Source organism: Hymenobacter arizonensis, assembly GCF_900115775.1.
GTDB classification, from domain to species: domain Bacteria; phylum Bacteroidota; class Bacteroidia; order Cytophagales; family Hymenobacteraceae; genus Hymenobacter; species Hymenobacter arizonensis.
This window is the reverse complement of sequence record NZ_FOXS01000002.1, coordinates 387,435-404,055: the sequence shown is the minus strand read 5'-3', so window position 1 is coordinate 404,055 and position 16,621 is coordinate 387,435. Positions and strand designations below refer to the sequence as shown.

16 protein-coding genes are annotated in these 16,621 nt (G+C 60.7%); 8 read left to right on the top strand and 8 right to left on the bottom strand.

What is annotated here, in order from left to right:
• The first annotated feature begins 43 nt into the window (after positions 1-43).
• Positions 44-3,433: a DEAD/DEAH box helicase gene (locus tag BMZ66_RS08090; protein ID WP_092670913.1), complete on the top strand. Its 3,390-nt coding sequence runs from the start codon at positions 44-46 to the stop codon at positions 3,431-3,433.
• A 227-nt stretch (positions 3,434-3,660) separates the two neighbouring features.
• Here the strand turns inward: BMZ66_RS08090 and BMZ66_RS08085 are convergent, their stop codons facing one another.
• The 6 genes from BMZ66_RS08085 to BMZ66_RS08060 form a co-directional block, all read right to left on the bottom strand.
• Positions 3,661-4,002: a hypothetical protein gene (locus BMZ66_RS08085; protein ID WP_092670911.1), complete on the bottom strand. Its 342-nt coding sequence runs from the start codon at positions 4,000-4,002 to the stop codon at positions 3,661-3,663.
• A 125-nt stretch (positions 4,003-4,127) separates the two neighbouring features.
• Positions 4,128-4,349 carry a hypothetical protein gene (locus tag BMZ66_RS25515; protein WP_092670909.1) on the bottom strand — a complete coding sequence of 74 codons (222 nt, stop codon included), beginning with the start codon at positions 4,347-4,349 and terminating at the stop codon, positions 4,128-4,130.
• Between the two features lie 105 nt (positions 4,350-4,454).
• A complete protein-coding gene (locus tag BMZ66_RS08075; protein ID WP_092670907.1) occupies positions 4,455-5,258 on the bottom strand; it encodes an inositol monophosphatase family protein in 804 nt (267 codons plus the stop codon).
• A 191-nt stretch (positions 5,259-5,449) separates the two neighbouring features.
• Positions 5,450-7,225 (bottom strand): apolipoprotein N-acyltransferase, encoded by a 1,776-nt coding sequence (gene lnt / locus BMZ66_RS08070; RefSeq protein WP_234795029.1) that lies wholly within the window; start codon positions 7,223-7,225, stop codon positions 5,450-5,452.
• The gene (gene rsmI, locus BMZ66_RS08065; RefSeq protein WP_092670905.1) at positions 7,146-7,901 is read right to left on the bottom strand and encodes a 16S rRNA (cytidine(1402)-2'-O)-methyltransferase; all 756 of its coding nucleotides are present in this window, start codon (positions 7,899-7,901) and stop codon (positions 7,146-7,148) included. The genes lnt and rsmI overlap by 80 nt, the downstream gene beginning before the upstream one ends.
• A gap of 218 nt (positions 7,902-8,119) precedes the next feature.
• Positions 8,120-8,371, bottom strand: coding sequence for a 4a-hydroxytetrahydrobiopterin dehydratase (locus BMZ66_RS08060; RefSeq protein ID WP_092670903.1), 252 nt, complete (start codon positions 8,369-8,371; stop codon positions 8,120-8,122).
• A 119-nt stretch (positions 8,372-8,490) separates the two neighbouring features.
• Here BMZ66_RS08060 and BMZ66_RS08055 point away from each other — a divergent pair, with 119 nt between their 5' ends.
• The 3 genes from BMZ66_RS08055 (at position 8,491) to BMZ66_RS08045 (ending at position 10,057) form a co-directional block, all read left to right on the top strand.
• Entirely contained in the window at positions 8,491-8,988 is a 498-nt protein-coding gene (locus BMZ66_RS08055) for a hypothetical protein (protein ID WP_092670901.1), read from the top strand.
• Positions 8,989-9,052: 64 nt separating this feature from the next.
• Positions 9,053-9,274 (top strand): hypothetical protein, encoded by a 222-nt coding sequence (locus BMZ66_RS08050; protein WP_092670899.1) that lies wholly within the window; start codon positions 9,053-9,055, stop codon positions 9,272-9,274.
• A gap of 57 nt (positions 9,275-9,331) precedes the next feature.
• Positions 9,332-10,057 (top strand): metallophosphoesterase family protein, encoded by a 726-nt coding sequence (locus BMZ66_RS08045; RefSeq protein WP_234795028.1) that lies wholly within the window; start codon positions 9,332-9,334, stop codon positions 10,055-10,057.
• Positions 10,058-10,160: 103 nt separating this feature from the next.
• Here BMZ66_RS08045 and BMZ66_RS08040 read toward each other — a convergent pair whose 3' ends face one another.
• Entirely contained in the window at positions 10,161-10,976 is an 816-nt protein-coding gene (locus tag BMZ66_RS08040) for a hypothetical protein (protein ID WP_092670895.1), read from the bottom strand.
• Positions 10,973-11,461 (bottom strand): RNA polymerase sigma factor, encoded by a 489-nt coding sequence (locus BMZ66_RS08035; RefSeq protein ID WP_092670893.1) that lies wholly within the window; start codon positions 11,459-11,461, stop codon positions 10,973-10,975. Before BMZ66_RS08035 ends, BMZ66_RS08040 begins: the two co-directional genes overlap by 4 nt.
• A gap of 171 nt (positions 11,462-11,632) precedes the next feature.
• On the opposite strand from BMZ66_RS08035, the gene glyA reads away from it, so the two are divergent.
• The 4 genes from glyA to BMZ66_RS08015 all read left to right on the top strand — a co-directional run bounded on the left by glyA (position 11,633) and on the right by BMZ66_RS08015 (position 16,566).
• Positions 11,633-12,925 (top strand): serine hydroxymethyltransferase, encoded by a 1,293-nt coding sequence (gene glyA / locus BMZ66_RS08030; RefSeq protein WP_092670891.1) that lies wholly within the window; start codon positions 11,633-11,635, stop codon positions 12,923-12,925.
• A 165-nt stretch (positions 12,926-13,090) separates the two neighbouring features.
• Positions 13,091-13,942, top strand: a complete 852-nt coding sequence (gene tatC, locus BMZ66_RS08025) for a twin-arginine translocase subunit TatC (RefSeq protein ID WP_369407585.1) — start codon at positions 13,091-13,093, stop codon at positions 13,940-13,942.
• A gap of 74 nt (positions 13,943-14,016) precedes the next feature.
• On the top strand, positions 14,017-14,445 hold the full coding sequence (rpiB, locus tag BMZ66_RS08020) for a ribose 5-phosphate isomerase B (RefSeq protein WP_092670887.1): 429 nt from the start codon (positions 14,017-14,019) through the stop codon (positions 14,443-14,445).
• 120 nt (positions 14,446-14,565) lie between these two features.
• Positions 14,566-16,566, top strand: coding sequence for an ATP-binding protein (locus tag BMZ66_RS08015; RefSeq protein ID WP_092670885.1), 2,001 nt, complete (start codon positions 14,566-14,568; stop codon positions 16,564-16,566).
• The last annotated feature ends 55 nt before the right edge of the window (positions 16,567-16,621 follow it).

The window sequence follows — 16,621 nt, the reverse complement described above, 5'->3', positions numbered from 1 at the left end:
GGCCCCAAGCCATTTCGGCCTCAATAACATAATTGCACCCCGCATGTCTGAATCGGAATCAGCGCCTGACTACCCAGCCGGCTCCCATCCGCACAAGTACCAGTTTCCGGGGCGCGCCCTGCCGGAGCTGAGCAGCGCAATTATTGGCAAGCACTGCAGCGTCTGGCCCACGGCCGATGCCCGAACGCTGGCCGCCATTCAGCCCGAAACGCTGGGGCTGGACTACGGGGTATTCACCAGTACGGTGGGTACCGGGCCGCTGCGTTTTCCTACGGTGGTGGTGCAGCAGCAGGAGTCGGGCTTGCTGGTCTCCTGCGCTTGCGTGGGCCCGAAAAGCACGCTGTGCGAGCACCAGGCGGTGGTGCTGCTGAGCATTCTGCAGCGCAAAGAGCTGCGCTTGTTCTTTGATAAGACCTTGCGGCAGGAGTACTTGCTGGCCTCGGCCCGCGACTTTGGGCTGGATGAGAGCGAAGACCTCGACGCCCATTTCGACTTGGCCTACAGCCGCCCGGCAGCAGTGGTCGTGACACCCAAGCGCGCCGACCTCTACCCCGTGACCGCTGCCACCAAGCAGGAGCTGATGGTACAGCTCCTGCCCCCGAAACGGCGGCCCGCGCTGCCCCCACCCGCCGGCTCGCGCCTGCTGATACTGGACCGCCACCGTTACTACGGGCACCTGACCGTTCACCTGGCCGAAGCTGCCACCACCGCTACTGGCAAACTCAAAAGCCCCATTGCCCTGCTTAATCCCCTGGACGGCATCTGGCAACTGCAGGACCCCGACGAGGTAAAGTTTTATACCGCTTTGGGTCGCTTTCAGCACAACTACGACGAGGCGCGCTCTATGGCGGGCATTGAAGCGCTGCGCGCCATTGTGCGCAATCCGCACCAGTTGCCGGTGTATGCGCACAAGGCCAGCGTGTCGGACAAGCCCACGGCCAAGTCTTTGCTGCCGGTGCAGCTGCGCAGTGCCAGAACCGACCTACGGCTACTCGTGACGCAGCAGGGCGATTATTTCGAAGTGCGTGGCGAACTGCTGCTGCACGACGAGCCCTTCGACCTGAAAACGCTGGCCGTGCGCTACGAGTACTTTTTGGCGGCGCGTGAGGCGCTCTACCTGCTCGATGACCTGGACGTGTGGCGAGTGGTGGAGTTCTTCCAGAAGCGCAACAACACCTTGCTCATTCACCACAACAAGTTTGCTGAATTTCAGCGCGATGTGCTGGCTAACCTGGAAGACCGGCTGCACATCAACTACGGCCACGTGCGCCCGGCCACGCCTGCGCAGCGGGTAGCAAGCGGCTTCGACCAGGCACCGGAGGCGCTGCTGTACCTCACCGATGCCGGGGCCCACGTGGAAGTGCTGCCGGTGCTGCGCTACGGCCCCAAGGAAGTGCCCGTGCTGTCGCGCCGCCAGCTTTATGCCACCGATGAGCTGGGACGCCCGTTTCTGCTGGCCCGCGACGCTGCGGCCGAAGCGCGCCTGCTCGCGGCCCTGCTCCGACACTACCCTGACTTCCAGGAGCAGCTCAACCAAGACTCATTGTATGTGCCAAAAAAGCTGTTCCTGAGCGAGGAGTGGTTTCTTGAGGCGTTTGAGGACTGGCGCAGCCACGGCATCACCATTCTGGGCTTCAACAAGCTCAAGAACAATGCCCTTAACTCCCACCGGGCGCGGGTGAAAATTCGGGTTACCGGCGAAACCAATTGGTTCGACACGGTGCTGCGGGTGAAGTTTGGCCGGCAGCAGGCCTCGCTGCAAAACCTGCACAAAGCCGTGCGCAACAAGAGCCGCTACGTGCAACTCGACGACGGCACCCGCGGAATTCTGCCGCAGGAATGGATAGAAAAGTTTGCCGCTTACTTCGAGGCCGGCGAAGTGGTGGAGGAACGGATTCGGACCCCCAAAATCAGCTTCGCGACCCTGGCCGAACTCTACGCCCCAGCCGACCTGACCCCCGCCACCCAAGCCGAGCTGGCGCGCTACCGAGCCGCCGCGGCCGACTTTACCGGCATTGCCTCGGTGGCTGTGCCCAAAGCCCTGCGCGCCACGCTGCGCGAGTACCAGCAGCAGGGCCTTAACTGGCTGAATTTTCTCGACACTTTCAACTTTGGTGGCTGCCTGGCCGATGACATGGGGCTGGGCAAAACCCTGCAGGTACTAGCCTTCATTCTGCTGCAGCGCGAGAAAGGCTTGGCTGTGGCCAACTTGGTGGTGGTGCCCACTTCGCTGGTGTTCAACTGGCAGGCCGAGGTGGCCAAATTCGCGCCGTCGCTGCGGGTGCACGTACTGCACGGTGCCAGCCGCCGCCAGAGCAGCCGCGAGTTCTACGCCTACGACATTGTGCTGACGACCTACAATACGGTGGTGTCGGACATTCAGTGGCTGAAAGATTACAGCTTCAACTACGTTTTTCTCGACGAGTCCCAGGCCATCAAAAACCCCGATTCGCTGCGCTACCAGGCCGCTTGCCTGCTGCAGGCCCGCAACCGGGTGGTAATTACGGGCACGCCGGTTGAGAACAATACCTACGACCTCTACGGGCAGCTTTCCTTTGCCTGCCCGGGCTTGCTGGGCAGCCGGCAGCACTTTCAGGACCAGTACGCCGCGCGTATCGACAAGTTTAAGGACGGCCGCGTGGCACAGGCGCTTCGCCAGAAAATTAACCCTTTCGTGCTGCGCCGCACCAAGGCCCAGGTCGCCACGGAGCTGCCTGACAAAACCGAAATGGTGCTCTACTGCGAAATGGGCACCGAGCAGCGCCAGGTGTACGAAGCCTGTCGGCAGGAATTTCGAGCCAAGCTGATGGGCCTGCACGAGGAAACCACGGGCAAGAGCAGCGTGCACATTCTGCAAGGACTCACCAGGCTGCGCCAGATTTGCAACTCGCCGGCCCTGCTGCCCGACGAAGAATACTACGGCCCGGCCTCGGCAAAGCTGGAAGTGCTGCTGGAGGAAATCAGCACCAAGGCGCCGCAGCATAAGATTCTGATTTTCTCGCAGTTTGTGGCCATGCTCAACCTCATTCGGGAGCAGCTGGACCAGCGCGGCATTGCCTACGAATACCTAACCGGCCAGACCCGCAACCGAGCGGCGGCCGTAACAGCTTTTCAGGAAAATACCAGCGTGCGCGTGTTTCTCATCAGCCTGAAAGCCGGCGGCACGGGCCTCAACCTACCCGCCGCCGACTACGTGTACCTGGTAGACCCGTGGTGGAACCCGGCCGTAGAAAACCAGGCTATAGACCGCAGCCACCGCATCGGCCAAACCAAGAAAGTGGTGGCCGTGCGCCTCATTTGCCCGGACACGGTTGAGGAAAAAATCATGAAACTGCAGGAAGCCAAGCGCACCCTGGCCCACGACCTGGTGAAAACTGATGCTGCTTTCTTCAAGGAACTCACGAGGCAGGAGTTACTGGCCTTGGTAAGCTAAGGGCTTGTGAGATAGAATATAAGTGGCCCTGTAGACGCAAACAAAACTAAAAAGGAACGTCATGCCGAGCGGAGCCGAGGCATCTCGCGTGCAGCAGTAAACCAATCGATTAGGTTACTACCACATGCGAGATGCCTCGGCTCCGCTCGGCATGACGTTCCTTTTTCAGGGTGACGTTCTTTGCATTGCCTGAACGATTTCTAGGCAATATTTAAAGCCTAAAAGCCTTACTTATGCTTCTTATCCAGGTTCTTGCCCAGGGTTTCTACCTGCGTGAGGAACTCCAGCGCGTCGCTGTCGCCGTAGGTGCCGTAGGCCGAAGAGATGGTGCCGCGCACACCGTCGTTGGCTTCGAGGGCGTAGAGGATGGACATGTCATCGGGGTTGCTTTCGCCTTCGAAGCGGTAGAAATCGACAATGGTAACCTCATTAGCCGCGTAGCTCTTTTCCGAGGTGTTGCCAATGGTTTGCAGGCGGCCGTTCACGACGGTGAAGTCTTGGCTGAAGCCATCCTTTTTTAGCTTGTTTTCAACGTTCACAAGGGAGCGTTCTTCTTCTTTGTCCTGCATGGCGGTGGTGTTTTGAAGTAGTAAAGCGAAGCGGAAAGGTGCAAACGCAGCCCGCCCCCGCGTCGGCTATACGCAGCCGAGGCGGGGGCGGGTTATCCGAATCAGTAAGAAAAATGCGAGCGTGATTAACGGCCCGATTGAGCCGCCGCGCGGGCCTCAATGGTGCGCTGCAATTGGTCGACGTCGATGCCGCCACACGCGCCGCCGCACCCTTTGGCGCAGCCCGCAGCTGTTTTGCTAAAGAAGGCCCGCCAGAAAATCCGCCCTACATAAAAAGCCGCCGCCACGAACAGGGCACCAATGAGGCAATACTGTATTTCGACGGAAGTGAGGGCGAGCAGGAGCATGGTGAGTAAACCGCGGGCTGAAAAGAATAGTTTGCGAATTTACGACCTCGCTTGTTCTGCTACGAAGTCATCAACGAAGCAGAGCGGCGGGGCCTCAGGAAAGGATTACTGCCAGAACTCGCCAATGGCCTGCTGCATCTCGGTGTGGACGTGGCCATTGCTGGCCACCACTTCGCGTCCGAACAGCGGGTCGCCATCTTCCAGAAACTGAGTGACGTGGCCGCCTGCTTCGCGCACCAGCAAAATGCCAGCCGCTACGTCGTAAGAATTTAGGTTGAACTCAAAGAAGCCTTCGCAGCGGCCCGCGGCCACGTAGGCCAAATCCACGGCAGCAGAGCCGAGGCGGCGCACGCCGTGGCTGCGGCTCATGAAGGCGCCGAGCACCTGCAGGTATGCATTCATTTTGCCAAAATCCTTGTAGGGAAAACCAGTGGCAATGAGGCTGCTGTTGAGGTCTGCAATGTCTGTTACGCGGATGGGCAGGTCGTTGCAGAAAGCGCCGCCGCCGCGCACGGCCCGGAAGCTCTCGTCGCGGTTTACTTCGTGTACTACTCCCACCACCAATTCCTTCTGATACAGCAGCGCCACGCTGATGGAGTACACTGGTAGGCTGTGCACGAAGTTGGTGGTGCCGTCGAGTGGGTCAATTATCCAGGTGAAGTCTTCGGTGTGACTGTCGGGGCCCGCCGTGCCTTCTTCGGTGATAAAACCAGCCTCGGGCAGCAGCTCACGCAGGCCGGCCACCAGCCGGCGCTCGGTTTCCTGGTCGACGTAGCTCACCAAGTCGTGCAAGCCTTTGTGCTCAATCTTGCTGCGGTCGAAGGAAGCCGCTTCCTGGCGGATAAACAGGGCGGTGTTGCGGCATAGCGCCGCCAAGTCCAGAGACAGTTGGGTGAAGTTGGTGGTCATAAGGTGATAGTAAGAACAAAAACTCCCCTCCTCAATTGAGGAGGGGATGCTGGCGCGAAGCGTCAGCTGGGGTGGTTGAGGTCGTTGAACGATACCCGAACGACCTCGCTTGAATTCGTTCGGGTATGGTTCGTCCATCGTTCGACGACTCAACCACCCCCGTCCGAGCCTTTGGCTCGAACATCCCCTCCTCAGCTGAGGAGGGGAGTTGTGTTTCGGCGCTGCCGTCCGCGCACAATAGCAACTACTAGGAGCAGAACGGCCAAAATCTGTGTGCCCCGCCCAATCAGCTCGCCGAAGCGCACATAGAACGTCACTTCATCATTAAGGTGAACCGTGCCGCGGCTGGCGGTTGGAATCCAGGCTTGCTCGCGCTGAGTGACTTCGCCTTTTTGGTTGATGAACCCGGTGAAGCCCGTGTTGGCCGAGCGAGCCATGTCGCGGCGGGTTTCGATGCAGCGTAGCGCGCCGTGATTAAACAGCTGCCGGTAGCCCGGCGAGTCGTGCCACCATGCATCGTTGGTGATTACGCTCAGCAGGGTACCGCCATTCTTGGCGTATTCGGCCACGAAGTCACCATAAATCGATTCGTAGCAAATGATGGGGGCCACGCGAAGTGCGGGGGCCTGCTCATGGGCGGGGTACACGGTGCGGTCGGGCTGGCTGCCCACGCTGCCCACGGTGCCGCCAAGGTCGATGTGGGAAATAACGGACGCCAATACCGGCGGAATCTTCTCTACGCCCGGCACGAGGCGCGACTTGTGGTAGAAGGAAATGGGCGCCGTGGCATTGGCGAAGTAAGCACCGGTGTTGAAAATGTCGTAGTAGCCGAGGTCATCGCGGAAACGGGCGGTTTCGCTGGCTGCTTCCTTATTCGGGTAAGAGTCGATGGTGGTGATGCCCGTGAGCAGGGCCACGCCGGGGTGCCGCGCCAGCCACTCCCGGATGCGGCGAATCTTAGGGTTGCTCTCAATCGTGTTCTGCCAGTACGACTCTTCTAGGGCGGTTTCGGGCCATAGCACGAGGCGGGTTTGGGGAGTGAGCTTTTGCTCGGACAGGGCCAGCAGGCGGGTCAACTGCTGCTCGTAGGGCACGAACTTGGCGCCGCCTTCAAACTTTTCCACGTAGGGGTCGAGGTTGGGCTGCACTACTACAACTTCGGCCGTAGGGCCTTTCTCCTGGTAGGTGGCACCAATTAGATAGGAAAGAAGAATGGGCAGGAGCAGGGCCAGAAAGGGTATTGCCAAAGCAAAGGGGACCGATTTTGCCGGTCCGGCAATAACCGGGGCAACGGCTGAAGGGCGCGCGCCTAGAACCGCTTCCGTTGACATGCTCAGCGATGGAATATGCTTTAGCAGCTCATTAAAAAACAACAGGTTCACCGCCCACACCCACACCGAGCCGCCCAGGAAACCCGTGTACTCGTACCACTGCACCCACTGGGGCGCGGCGGCAAAGCCATTTCCCAGCGTGAGCCAAGGCCAGGTGAGGTCCCAGCTCAAGTGCAGCTGCTCGAAGGCAATCCAAAAGACGGGCAGCGATAGGTAGCCAACGCGGTTGCCCAGCCGCTTCTTGGTTTGACGAAAGGCCATGAGCGGCAAGCACATCAACAGGGCATTGAGCACCACGGCGGCAATGCCGGCGCTGAGCTCCGCGTAGCTCACCCACCAAGTGGTGAGGGCGTTCCAGAGCACCAAAAACAGATAGGTGTAGGCGAATACGTGCCGCTTGCGGGCACCTTGTAGCGTAAGCTGCCGCTCCAGCACCAAGTACGGCACCCAGCCCACGAACAGCAGCAGCGACAACGGCGCCGACGGATACGGTGCCCAACCACCCCAAAGCAGCAGGGCGCCGAGCACGGCCAGCACCGCGGGCTGCCGCAACAGGCTAGTCCTCTCCGTCGACGTCGTCGTCGGAGCGGTATCGGTCTTCGCGGCCGGGGCGGGGCTCGCGAGGGGGCGGGGCAAGGTTTCCTTCGACGACAACGACAATTTCTCCTTTGATAGTGGGACGAGCGGCAAAGTCAGCCTCCAGGCTGGCCAGCGTCCCGGTTACGGTTTCTTCAAACAATTTGGTCAATTCGCGGCTAACCGACGCCGGCCGCTCGGGGCCCAGCACCTCGGCCAACTGGCCCAGCGTCTTCACGATGCGGTGCGGGGACTCGTAAAAAATCATGGTCCGGGTTTCCGAAGTTAACTCCTTCAAGCGCGTCTGCCGGCCTTTTTTCACCGGCAAAAAACCCTCAAATGTGAACCGCTCGGCTCCGAAACCGGACTTGAGCAGCGCCGGCACAAAGGCCGTGGGCCCGGGCAGGCACTCCACGCCCAAGCCTTGGGCCAGGCACTCCCGCACCAACAGAAACCCTGGGTCGGAAATTCCGGGCGTGCCGGCGTCCGAAATCAGGGCCATGGTTTCGCCCTTGGCCAAGCGCTCGAGCAGGCGCGGCACTTGCTGGTGCTCGTTGTGCAGGTGGTAGGAGAGGAGCGGTTTTTTCAGGCCCAGGTGCTGCATGAGGCGGCCGCTGGTGCGGGTGTCTTCGCAAAGCACCGTGCCTACTTCGCCCAGAATGCGGATGGCCCGCAGGGTAATATCTTCCAGATTGCCGATGGGCGTGGGCACGAGGTAAAGGACCGTGTTGGGCATGGGGCAAAGGTAACGGGCATTACAACGACAACTCCCCTCCTTGGTAAGGAGGGGGACGCGGCCGCGAAGCGGACGCTGGGGTGGTTGGGGCGTCCGAGCCGTTGAGCGGAAATTAAGCGAAAATCGTTCGGGCGTCGTTCAACGAATCCAACCACCCCCGTTTGAGCCTTTGGCTCAAACATCCCCTCCTTAGCCAAGGAGGGGAGTCGTTGTTTTCTTCACTTCACCGTTTCAAAGCGCGCAGCCACAGCATCTATCGCCTCGGCTAGCCGGTGGTCGCGTTTGCTCACGGTGTTGCCGGCGTCGTGGGTGCGCAGGCGAAATTCTACCGCGTTGTACTCGTTGCTGAACCACGGGTGATGGTCGAGGCGCTCGGCTTCGGCGGCTACCTCAGTGAGGAAGGCGAAAGCGGTTTTGAAATCCGCAAAGCGAAAGCTGCGGCAGAGGCTGTTATCGGTTTCTGTCCACATGATTGTCAGAAGATTAATGCAGTAAGGTGATTCGCAGGGAAGGCTTGGAGTACAACCTAAACGGCTAAACTAAAGTACACCTTACTCCTAGTTGCATCACTAACTCTCTCGCTAAACCAATGGCCATCGACCCCAATAATCGCCCCATTCGCGTCATCAACGACGATACCACCAACGAAGAAATGGAGGACGGCCACCGCATCCCCAACGCCGACCCGCCCAAGAACGAAGCGGCCCGCGGCGGCTTTGGCAACCGCGACGGCAAGGAAGGCTACGGCACCGACAGCGAAGACGGCATCACGGCCGTGAGCGTGAACGCCGACGCCGACCAGGTAGGCCACCCCAAAGACAACATCCGCAATTCGGAAGAAGGCCGCCCCGACCGCCCCAACCAGGACCTGCCCGAAGACGACTACGACGCCACCATGCGCCCCGTGGGCCCCGTCGATGAAGTCGACGCCCACGACCGCCGCCCCGGCCTCGACGAAATGCGCAACCCCAACTCCCGCGTGGGCATGGGCCAAATGGAGCCCCGCCCCATCCAGCCCATCACCGGCACCGATACCAATGCCGAGCTGAACGACCCCAACGCTACCGATACCGCTATCGACCAATAGCCCGCCGCGCCGCGGCGCGGCCCAGTATTCCAATCCTTCTTTTCACCTTTCCACAACTTTTATCATGCCCTACAAAAGCAAAGGAACCAGCCAGCAGTCTTCCGACAAAAAAGGCGCGCCAGCCGGCGACGGTTTGGCCAAAGGCACCGGCGACCTGCCCGCCATTGAGCACGATGCCGAAACGCAGGCCCGCCTCGAGCAAGCTGCCCTCGACGCGCCCAAGTCGAACCCCAACCGCAACCTCGACAAGCCCGAACTAGACAAGCCGGCCTACGGCGGTCACTAATTCGGCGTTAGATTTGAAAAGAACGTCACGCTAAGCAGTGCTCAGCGTGACGTTCTTTTGTCTGACCCCATAGGCTTATTTTCCGTGCCCCGCTACGCTACTACCGACCTGCACGGCTGCCTGCAGACCTTCCGCCATCTGGTAGAGGAGGAATTGCGCCTAACCCCCACCGACGAGCTTTACCTGCTGGGCGACTATGTGAACAAAGGCCCCGACAGCCGCGGAGTGCTCGACTACCTCATGCAGTTGCAGGCCACCGGCTACCAGGTGCACTGCCTGCGCGGCAACCACGACCAGGCCCTGCTCGATGCCTCCCGCCACCGGTGGCGCTGGGACTGGCTGGGCCCGCGCGGCCGCCTGCCCACCCTGCGCAGCTTCGGGGTGCAGCGCATGGCCGACATACCGCCCCGTTACCTGAACTGGTTGGCCGCGCTGCCCTACGAAATTGAGCTGCCCGACTTCCTGCTGGTGCACGCGGGCTATGATTTCGCCCTTCCCCCGGCCGAAATGCGCCGCGACTACACCACCATGCTCAACATCAAGAAGTTTATTTTTGACCCCTCGCGGCTCGAAGGCAAACGCCTGTTGCACGGGCACGTGCCCACCCCAACCGCTCAGGTGCGCAGCCGTGCCGCTGCCCGCCCCGGCGCCTTGGGCCTGGATACCGGTTGCGTGTATCGCCACAATCCTGACCTGGCCCACCTCGCGGCTCTCAACCTCGACACCTGGGAGTTGACGCTCGTTGCCAATCGTGAGCCGGCCTATACCATTGGCAAGCGCTAAAGCATAGTTGGTATACCATACCTGATACCGACCACCATTTGACTCTCCTGCAAGAGTTTAACGTTAGGAAAGGGGGGCTTATTCGCACCAGCTACCTCATGTGCTACTCCGCTTGTAGAACGCCTGCTGCGATGGCCTGTCGGGCCGAAGCACGATACGGATTAAGCGAATCGGCCGCGACGGTGCCGAGCTCGGCGCGCGCTTGCGTCAGCTCCCGGGCTTGCCAGTAGGCCATGCCCAGGTGGTAGCGCGCCCGCCGCGCCAGCTCGCTGGAGCTGTCCTGCTCGCCAACGCGGCGCAGGTACAATTGAGCGGCGTTGCCCTGGCCCTGCCGCAGCAGAATGAGGCCGCGCAGGTACAGCAAGGTATCGGCCCCTACGCTGGTGGGCGACACGCGGCCCAGCGAATGCAGGGCCGCCGGGTAGTGGCCGGCCTGGTACTGGTCGAGGGCTTCGCTGAGCAAGGGGCGGGTGTGCAGCAGGCCCGTCGTGACGGCTGGGCCGGGGTCGGGCTGGTAGTAGGCTTCCCAATTGCGGTCGGGCCGGGCCGGGCTGGGCCGGGTGAAGTACCAGGCCGCTGCGGCCGCAATCACCAGCACCACTGCCCCCAGGCTGCTTAGCAGGGCCACGCGGCGTTGGCGTGCTTTGGCCAGGCTTTGGGCCCGGGCCAGGGCGTCGCCGCGCTCGTTCATGCGCTCGTCCAGCGACTGCAGGCGCTGGCGCAGGGTGTTGTGGCCGGCGGCCCAGCGCAGGTCGGCGGTGAGCTGCTCGTAGGTAGCGTGGGCTTCGGCCAGGGCATCTTCCTGCTCGAGGCGCAGCTCAAAAGCTTCCTGTTCTTCCGGGGTCATCTGACCGTCGGCGAAGCGTTCCAGCTCATCGATGTAGGGACGGAGGTCGGGCGACGGAGTCAGCGGACTCATTTCAGCAGCTCGTAAAGTTTGCGCAAGCAGTTGCTTTTCTGGCGACGGGCCACGGTCGCGTTGGGGAAGCCCATTTTACCGCCCATCTTCTCGAAGTTGTAGCCGCGGAAGTAAAAGTAGGTCAGCACCTGCTGGCAATCCTGACCAAGCTGGTTGAACTGGGCCAGCAGGTGCTGGCGGCGGCTGGCTTCGGCGGCCGGCAAGGGCATGTGCGTGGGCACATGTGCCGCGAGCCGCTGCTGGGCCATGCCGTAGACGTGGGCCCGCAAGTCGGCAGGCATCAGGGTGAGGCGGCCATCGGCCACCTGGTCGTAAAAGTCTAGAAGTGTGTCTTGTAGCAACTCGTGAGCCTGGGGGGCGGCCAGCTGGTACTTGCGCTGGGCCCAACGGGCAAACAGGTGCCGGCTGCGCTGGTAAAAGTCAACCAGAGACTTCTGATTGCCAACGCGCAGCTGGGTAAGGGTTTCGGCGAGAGGCGCAGACATGGTGGTGAGGCAAAGGCACTGGCAAGTAACAACGGAAATGGTTGGGAAGGGGCGGGGTATTGGGCAAATGAACAACAAACGGGCCTGCTTATTTATAGGAAGGAAGTTTGTTGTTCGGCATTCATTCCCTTCCCCTGCTATCTCATCGTCTCACCTGTTACCTTTGGCGTTATGCAAACAGTCGCCCCAGCCCGCCTCCTCGATACCGCCGTTTTCGACCTCATTGCGCAGGAGAAAATCCGCCAAACCCACGGCCTCGAACTCATTGCCTCGGAGAACTATGTTTCCGAACAGGTGATGGCCGCCCAAGGCTCCGTGCTCACCAATAAGTACGCCGAGGGCCTGCCCGGCAAGCGCTACTACGGCGGCTGCGAAATTGTAGACCAGGTAGAGCAACTCGCCATCGACCGCGTGAAGGAGTTGTTCGGCGTGGCCTGGGCCAACGTGCAGCCCCACTCCGGTGCCCAAGCCAACGCGGCCGTGTTCCTGGCCTGCCTCAAGCCCGGCGACAAAATTCTGGGCTTCGACCTCAGCCACGGCGGCCACCTCACCCACGGTTCGCCGGTCAACTTTTCGGGCAAATACTTTGTGCCCAGCTTCTACGGTGTTGAAAAAGAAACCGGCCTCATCGACTGGGACAAGGTGAAGGAAACCGCCCGCCGCGAGCGCCCCAAGATGATAATCTGCGGCGCGTCGGCCTACTCCCGCGACTGGGACTACGCCGCCCTGCGCGAAGCCGCCGACGAGGTAGGCGCCCTGCTGCTGGCCGACATCTCGCACCCTTCGGCCCTCATTGCTACCGGCCTGCTGAATTCGCCGTTCGAGCACTGTCACATCGTGACCACTACCACCCACAAAACCCTGCGTGGCCCGCGCGGCGGCCTCATCATGCTGGGCCAGGATTTTGAAAACCCCTTCGGCCTGAAAACCCCGAAAGGCGAAATCCGTCAGATGTCGGCGGTGCTCGACGGCGCCGTATTTCCCGGCACCCAGGGCGGGCCGCTGGAGCACGTCATTGCCGCCAAGGCCGTGGCGTTTGGCGAAGCTTTAAATGCTGATTTCAAATCCTACACCCAGCAAGTAGCGCGCAATGCGCAAGCGCTGGCGGCGGGCTTTGTGGGCTTGGGCTACGACATCATTTCGGGCGGCACCGACAACCACCTCATGCTGATTGACCTGCGCTCGAAAGGCATCAGTGGCAAGCTGGCGGAAAACACGCTGGTGAAAGCCGATATCACCATCAATAAAAACATGGTGCCCTTCGACGACAAGTCGCCATTTGTGACCAGCGGCATCCGCATTGGCTCGGCTGCCGTAACTACCCGCGGGCTGGGCGAATCCGATATGGGCCGCATTGTGGAGCTAATCGACGAAACCCTGACCAACCATGACAACGACACCCGCATCGGGCAAGTGCGGCAGCAGGTGAACTCCTGGCTGCAGGACTACCCGCTTTTTGCTTAGCTTTTTACATAAGGAATGGTAGCAGTTGTCATCCTGAGCGCAGTGAAGGACCTTATCACCGCTGAACGGTTTGCAGTTATCTAACTGCTGCGAGCGCGATAAGGTCCTTCACTGCGCTCAGGATGACAGACGCCAGCCATTTCCTTCTTCATTCCGTCCCTCTCCGTGCAGTCTAAATCGCAACAACAACTTCCGCTGGGCGAACAGCACGAAATGTCCTTCATCGACCACCTGGAGGCGTTGCGCTGGCACGTTATCCGGGCGGCGATTTCGGTGGTGGTGTTTGCCACCGGCGCCTTCTTTGCCAAGGAGTTTCTGTTTCATGACCTGATTCTGGGGCCTTCGCGCAACGACTTCTGGACCTACCGCGCCTTCTGCCAGTTGGGCAAGTGGATGGGGTCGGCGGAGCCGTGCAGCAACAGCGTCAACTTTGTGATTCAGAACCGCGAGATGAGCGGGCAGCTGGCCATGCACATCAGCACCTCGTTCATCGTGGGCATCGTGCTGGCCTTTCCCTACCTGTTTTGGGAGCTGTGGCGCTTTGTGAAGCCCGGCCTGTACCCGCACGAACGCAAGAACTCGCAGGGCGCGGTGTTCTTTGTATCGATACTGTTCATTCTCGGGCTGCTGTTTGGCTACTACGTAGCGGCACCGCTCAGCATCAACTTCCTGGCTTCCTACACGGTGGACCCCACCATCGAGAACCAGATTGACATGCAGAGCTACATCTCCACGCTCACAACCATGACGCTCTCCTGCGCCTTTGTGTTTGAGCTGCCCATGGTGGTGTTCTTCCTGGCCAAAGCCGGGCTGATTACGCCCGAAATCATGCAGGTGTACCGCAAGCACGCCATTGTGGTGATTCTGATTATCTCGGCCATCATCACCCCGCCCGACATCTCGTCGCAAATCATCGTTACCATTCCCATCTTGCTGCTCTACGAGCTGAGTATCAATATAGCCCGGGCCGTGCGGCGCAACGACACCGCCCGCCTAAACAGCGAGATAACCAAGTAGCAGCGCCAAGCAGTGTCAGGGCACTATAACTTGGCTCCGGCGCTTCAGGCTCTTTCCTCTTTACTGAAAAACACATGAAAATTGCTCTCGGCTCCGACCATGCGGGCTTTGTTCAAAAGGAAATGCTTCGCACCTGGCTCAGCGACCAAGGCCACGAGGTGCACGATTTCGGGACCTTTTCTGCCGACTCCATGGACTACCCCGACGTAGCCCATCCTTTATCGGCGGCGGTGGCTGCTGGCGACTACGAAGAAGGCATCCTGCTGTGCGGCTCGGCCAATGGCGTGTGCATCACGGCCAACAAACACGCCGGCGTGCGTGCGGCCATTGCCTGGCTGCCCGAGCTCGCGGGCTTGGCCCGGCAACACAACAACGCTAACGTGCTGTGTGTGCCGGCCCGCTACGTGAGCGAAGAGCAAGCCCAGGAAATTGTATCGACCTTTCTCACGACTGAGTTTGAGGGAGGAAGGCACCAGAATAGAGTAGCCAAAATAAATTGCTGAGGAGCCAGCAAGGAAATTGCGGGATGCTAACCCGGGCGAAGGGTACGTGGGGCCGGTTCGTTTTAAAATAGCATTAAAGCATGAGGCATTGCTGCATAGTGCTTATATTTGACTGGCACTATGTATCCACTTATAACCCGGCTCAGATTTCTGCTGATATGGCTGATGGCCATTGGCTTGCTGCCTACCTCCTCGGCGGCGGCAGCAGGTGAGCAACCCCTGCCGGTCCGGGCCGAAGAAATACGTCTGAAACTGGAAACGCGGGTGCCCGACACCACCCGCTTGCGGCTGCTAACCGCTATGTGCGCAGCCCTGCACACCGAGCAGCCCGCACGTGCGCTGCCTTATGGCGAAGCGGCCGTGGCGTTGGCCAGAACCCTGCCCGCAAAAGAGCAGGATGCTGGCCTGCTGCGCGGCCTGCAGTGCTTGGCTAGCTGCTACGCCAACCTATCGAACGGGCCCGAGGCGCTGACGCTGCTTGCTGAAGCACAGGTTCTGGCCCGTCGCCTGCAAGACAACGATGCCCTGGCTCGTACCTACACGTCGCAGGGCAGCGTTTACCACGAGCGGCGAGATTCCACCACGGCGTGGCGGTACTACCGCCGCGCCCTGCAGCTGGCATCGCACCCCGACGTGAAGTCCCGCACCCGCATGCGGCTGTTGGGCAACGTGGGCAGCCTGTTCTTCTACCGGCAGCAGTACCCGCAAGCCATGCACTACGATTCGCTGGCCCTCGCCCTGGCCCGTCGCGACGGCGACTCCACGGCTCAGTCGAATTATCTCTCCAGCCTGGCTACCTACCAAATGCAGGTTGGGAACATGGGCCGGGTAAAGCGCTTGCTCACGCAGGCGCTGGCCATTAGCCGCCGCCAAAACACGGCGCGCAACATGGCCAGCCAGCTGATTATGTTTTCCATGTACTATATCGAAACCGAGCAGCCCGAACGAGCCGAAGCAGCGGCCCGGGAAGCCCTAAAGGTGGCTCGGCAAAGCAACTACCTGGAGCGGGTGCTCGACGCCTACAGCATTCTCTCCTCGGAGGCTGCCGAGCAGGGCCGCTTCCGGCAAGCGTACGAGTGGAACCAGCGGTACCTGCAGCTCAACGACACCCTGAACAGCCGCCAAACGATGCAAACCCTGGCTACTGCCCAGGTAAACTACGAGACCCAGGAACGCGCCCGCCGTCTCCGCCTCCTCACCGAACAAAACCGGCAGCAGGTGTGGAACAGCCGAATTCTGACCGCTGCCGTGGCCATACTTGCCATTGGCCTGTTGGTAACGGTGTACCTCTACCGCAACCTGCGCCGCAACCGTGCGGCCCTGGCAGCCAACAACCAAGCCCTGGAAAAAGCCTCAGAGGAACTGCGCAGGGTGGCTGTTTTTAAAGACAAGCTTTACGCCATTGTGGCCCACGACTTGCGCGGCCCGGTCACGGCGTTTGCCGGCGTTACCAGCCTGATAGATTCCTACATTGTCCAAAACGACCAAGTAGGCCTGGCCCGCTTGCCCGCCTTGGTGCGGCAGGCTGCGGACAGTCTCAACCATTTGCTCGACAACGTGTTGAACTGGGCCGTGAGCCAAACCGGAGAGTTGGAATGCCGCCCCGCGCCCTTGTTGGTGTCGGAGCTCTTTACCGAATGCCAGACCCTATACCAAACCACGGCAGCCGCCAGCTGGCAGACCATCACCATGTCGGCTCCCGCTGGCCTGCGCCTGATGGTCGACCATAATATGGTGCGCACCATTCTGCGCAACCTGGTGGGCAACGCCCTAAAGTTCATGCCCGCGGGCGGCCACGTGCATTTGGAAGCAGCCCTCGACCCCGACGACCCGCAAAGGATACTGCTCAGCTGCACCGATACGGGCCCCGGCATGAGCGCGGGCAATGTTGCAGCCCTCATGAGCGGCCCGGCCCTGCCCGAGCCTACTGCCACGCCCCAAACCACGGGCTTGGGCCTGGGCTTGGCGCTGTGCCGCGCTTTCGTGCACCGGCACGGCGGCACGCTGGTAATCCAGAGCCGCCCCGGTGCCGGTACCAACGTGACCGTGAGCCTGCCCACGGCACCGGCAGCGCCAGCTGCGCCAAAGGTAGTTAAGGCCAAAAAAAGCCCAACCTTATAGGGCTGGGCTTTTTTCTAGGCTGCTTATTGGTGCTGTTCATCGCCGGCTGAAAGCG

Coding starts and splice junctions, on each gene's coding strand:
- BMZ66_RS08090 (WP_092670913.1), top strand. CDS start 44: ATGTCTGAATCGGAATCAGCGCCTGACTACCCAGCCGGCTCCCATCCG.
- BMZ66_RS08085 (WP_092670911.1), bottom strand. CDS start 4,002: ATGCAGGACAAAGAAGAAGAACGCTCCCTTGTGAACGTTGAAAACAAG.
- BMZ66_RS25515 (WP_092670909.1), bottom strand. CDS start 4,349: ATGCTCCTGCTCGCCCTCACTTCCGTCGAAATACAGTATTGCCTCATT.
- BMZ66_RS08075 (WP_092670907.1), bottom strand. CDS start 5,258: ATGACCACCAACTTCACCCAACTGTCTCTGGACTTGGCGGCGCTATGC.
- rsmI (WP_092670905.1), bottom strand. CDS start 7,901: ATGCCCAACACGGTCCTTTACCTCGTGCCCACGCCCATCGGCAATCTG.
- BMZ66_RS08060 (WP_092670903.1), bottom strand. CDS start 8,371: ATGTGGACAGAAACCGATAACAGCCTCTGCCGCAGCTTTCGCTTTGCG.
- BMZ66_RS08055 (WP_092670901.1), top strand. CDS start 8,491: ATGGCCATCGACCCCAATAATCGCCCCATTCGCGTCATCAACGACGAT.
- BMZ66_RS08050 (WP_092670899.1), top strand. CDS start 9,053: ATGCCCTACAAAAGCAAAGGAACCAGCCAGCAGTCTTCCGACAAAAAA.
- BMZ66_RS08040 (WP_092670895.1), bottom strand. CDS start 10,976: ATGAGTCCGCTGACTCCGTCGCCCGACCTCCGTCCCTACATCGATGAG.
- BMZ66_RS08035 (WP_092670893.1), bottom strand. CDS start 11,461: ATGTCTGCGCCTCTCGCCGAAACCCTTACCCAGCTGCGCGTTGGCAAT.
- glyA (WP_092670891.1), top strand. CDS start 11,633: ATGCAAACAGTCGCCCCAGCCCGCCTCCTCGATACCGCCGTTTTCGAC.
- rpiB (WP_092670887.1), top strand. CDS start 14,017: ATGAAAATTGCTCTCGGCTCCGACCATGCGGGCTTTGTTCAAAAGGAA.
- BMZ66_RS08015 (WP_092670885.1), top strand. CDS start 14,566: ATGTATCCACTTATAACCCGGCTCAGATTTCTGCTGATATGGCTGATG.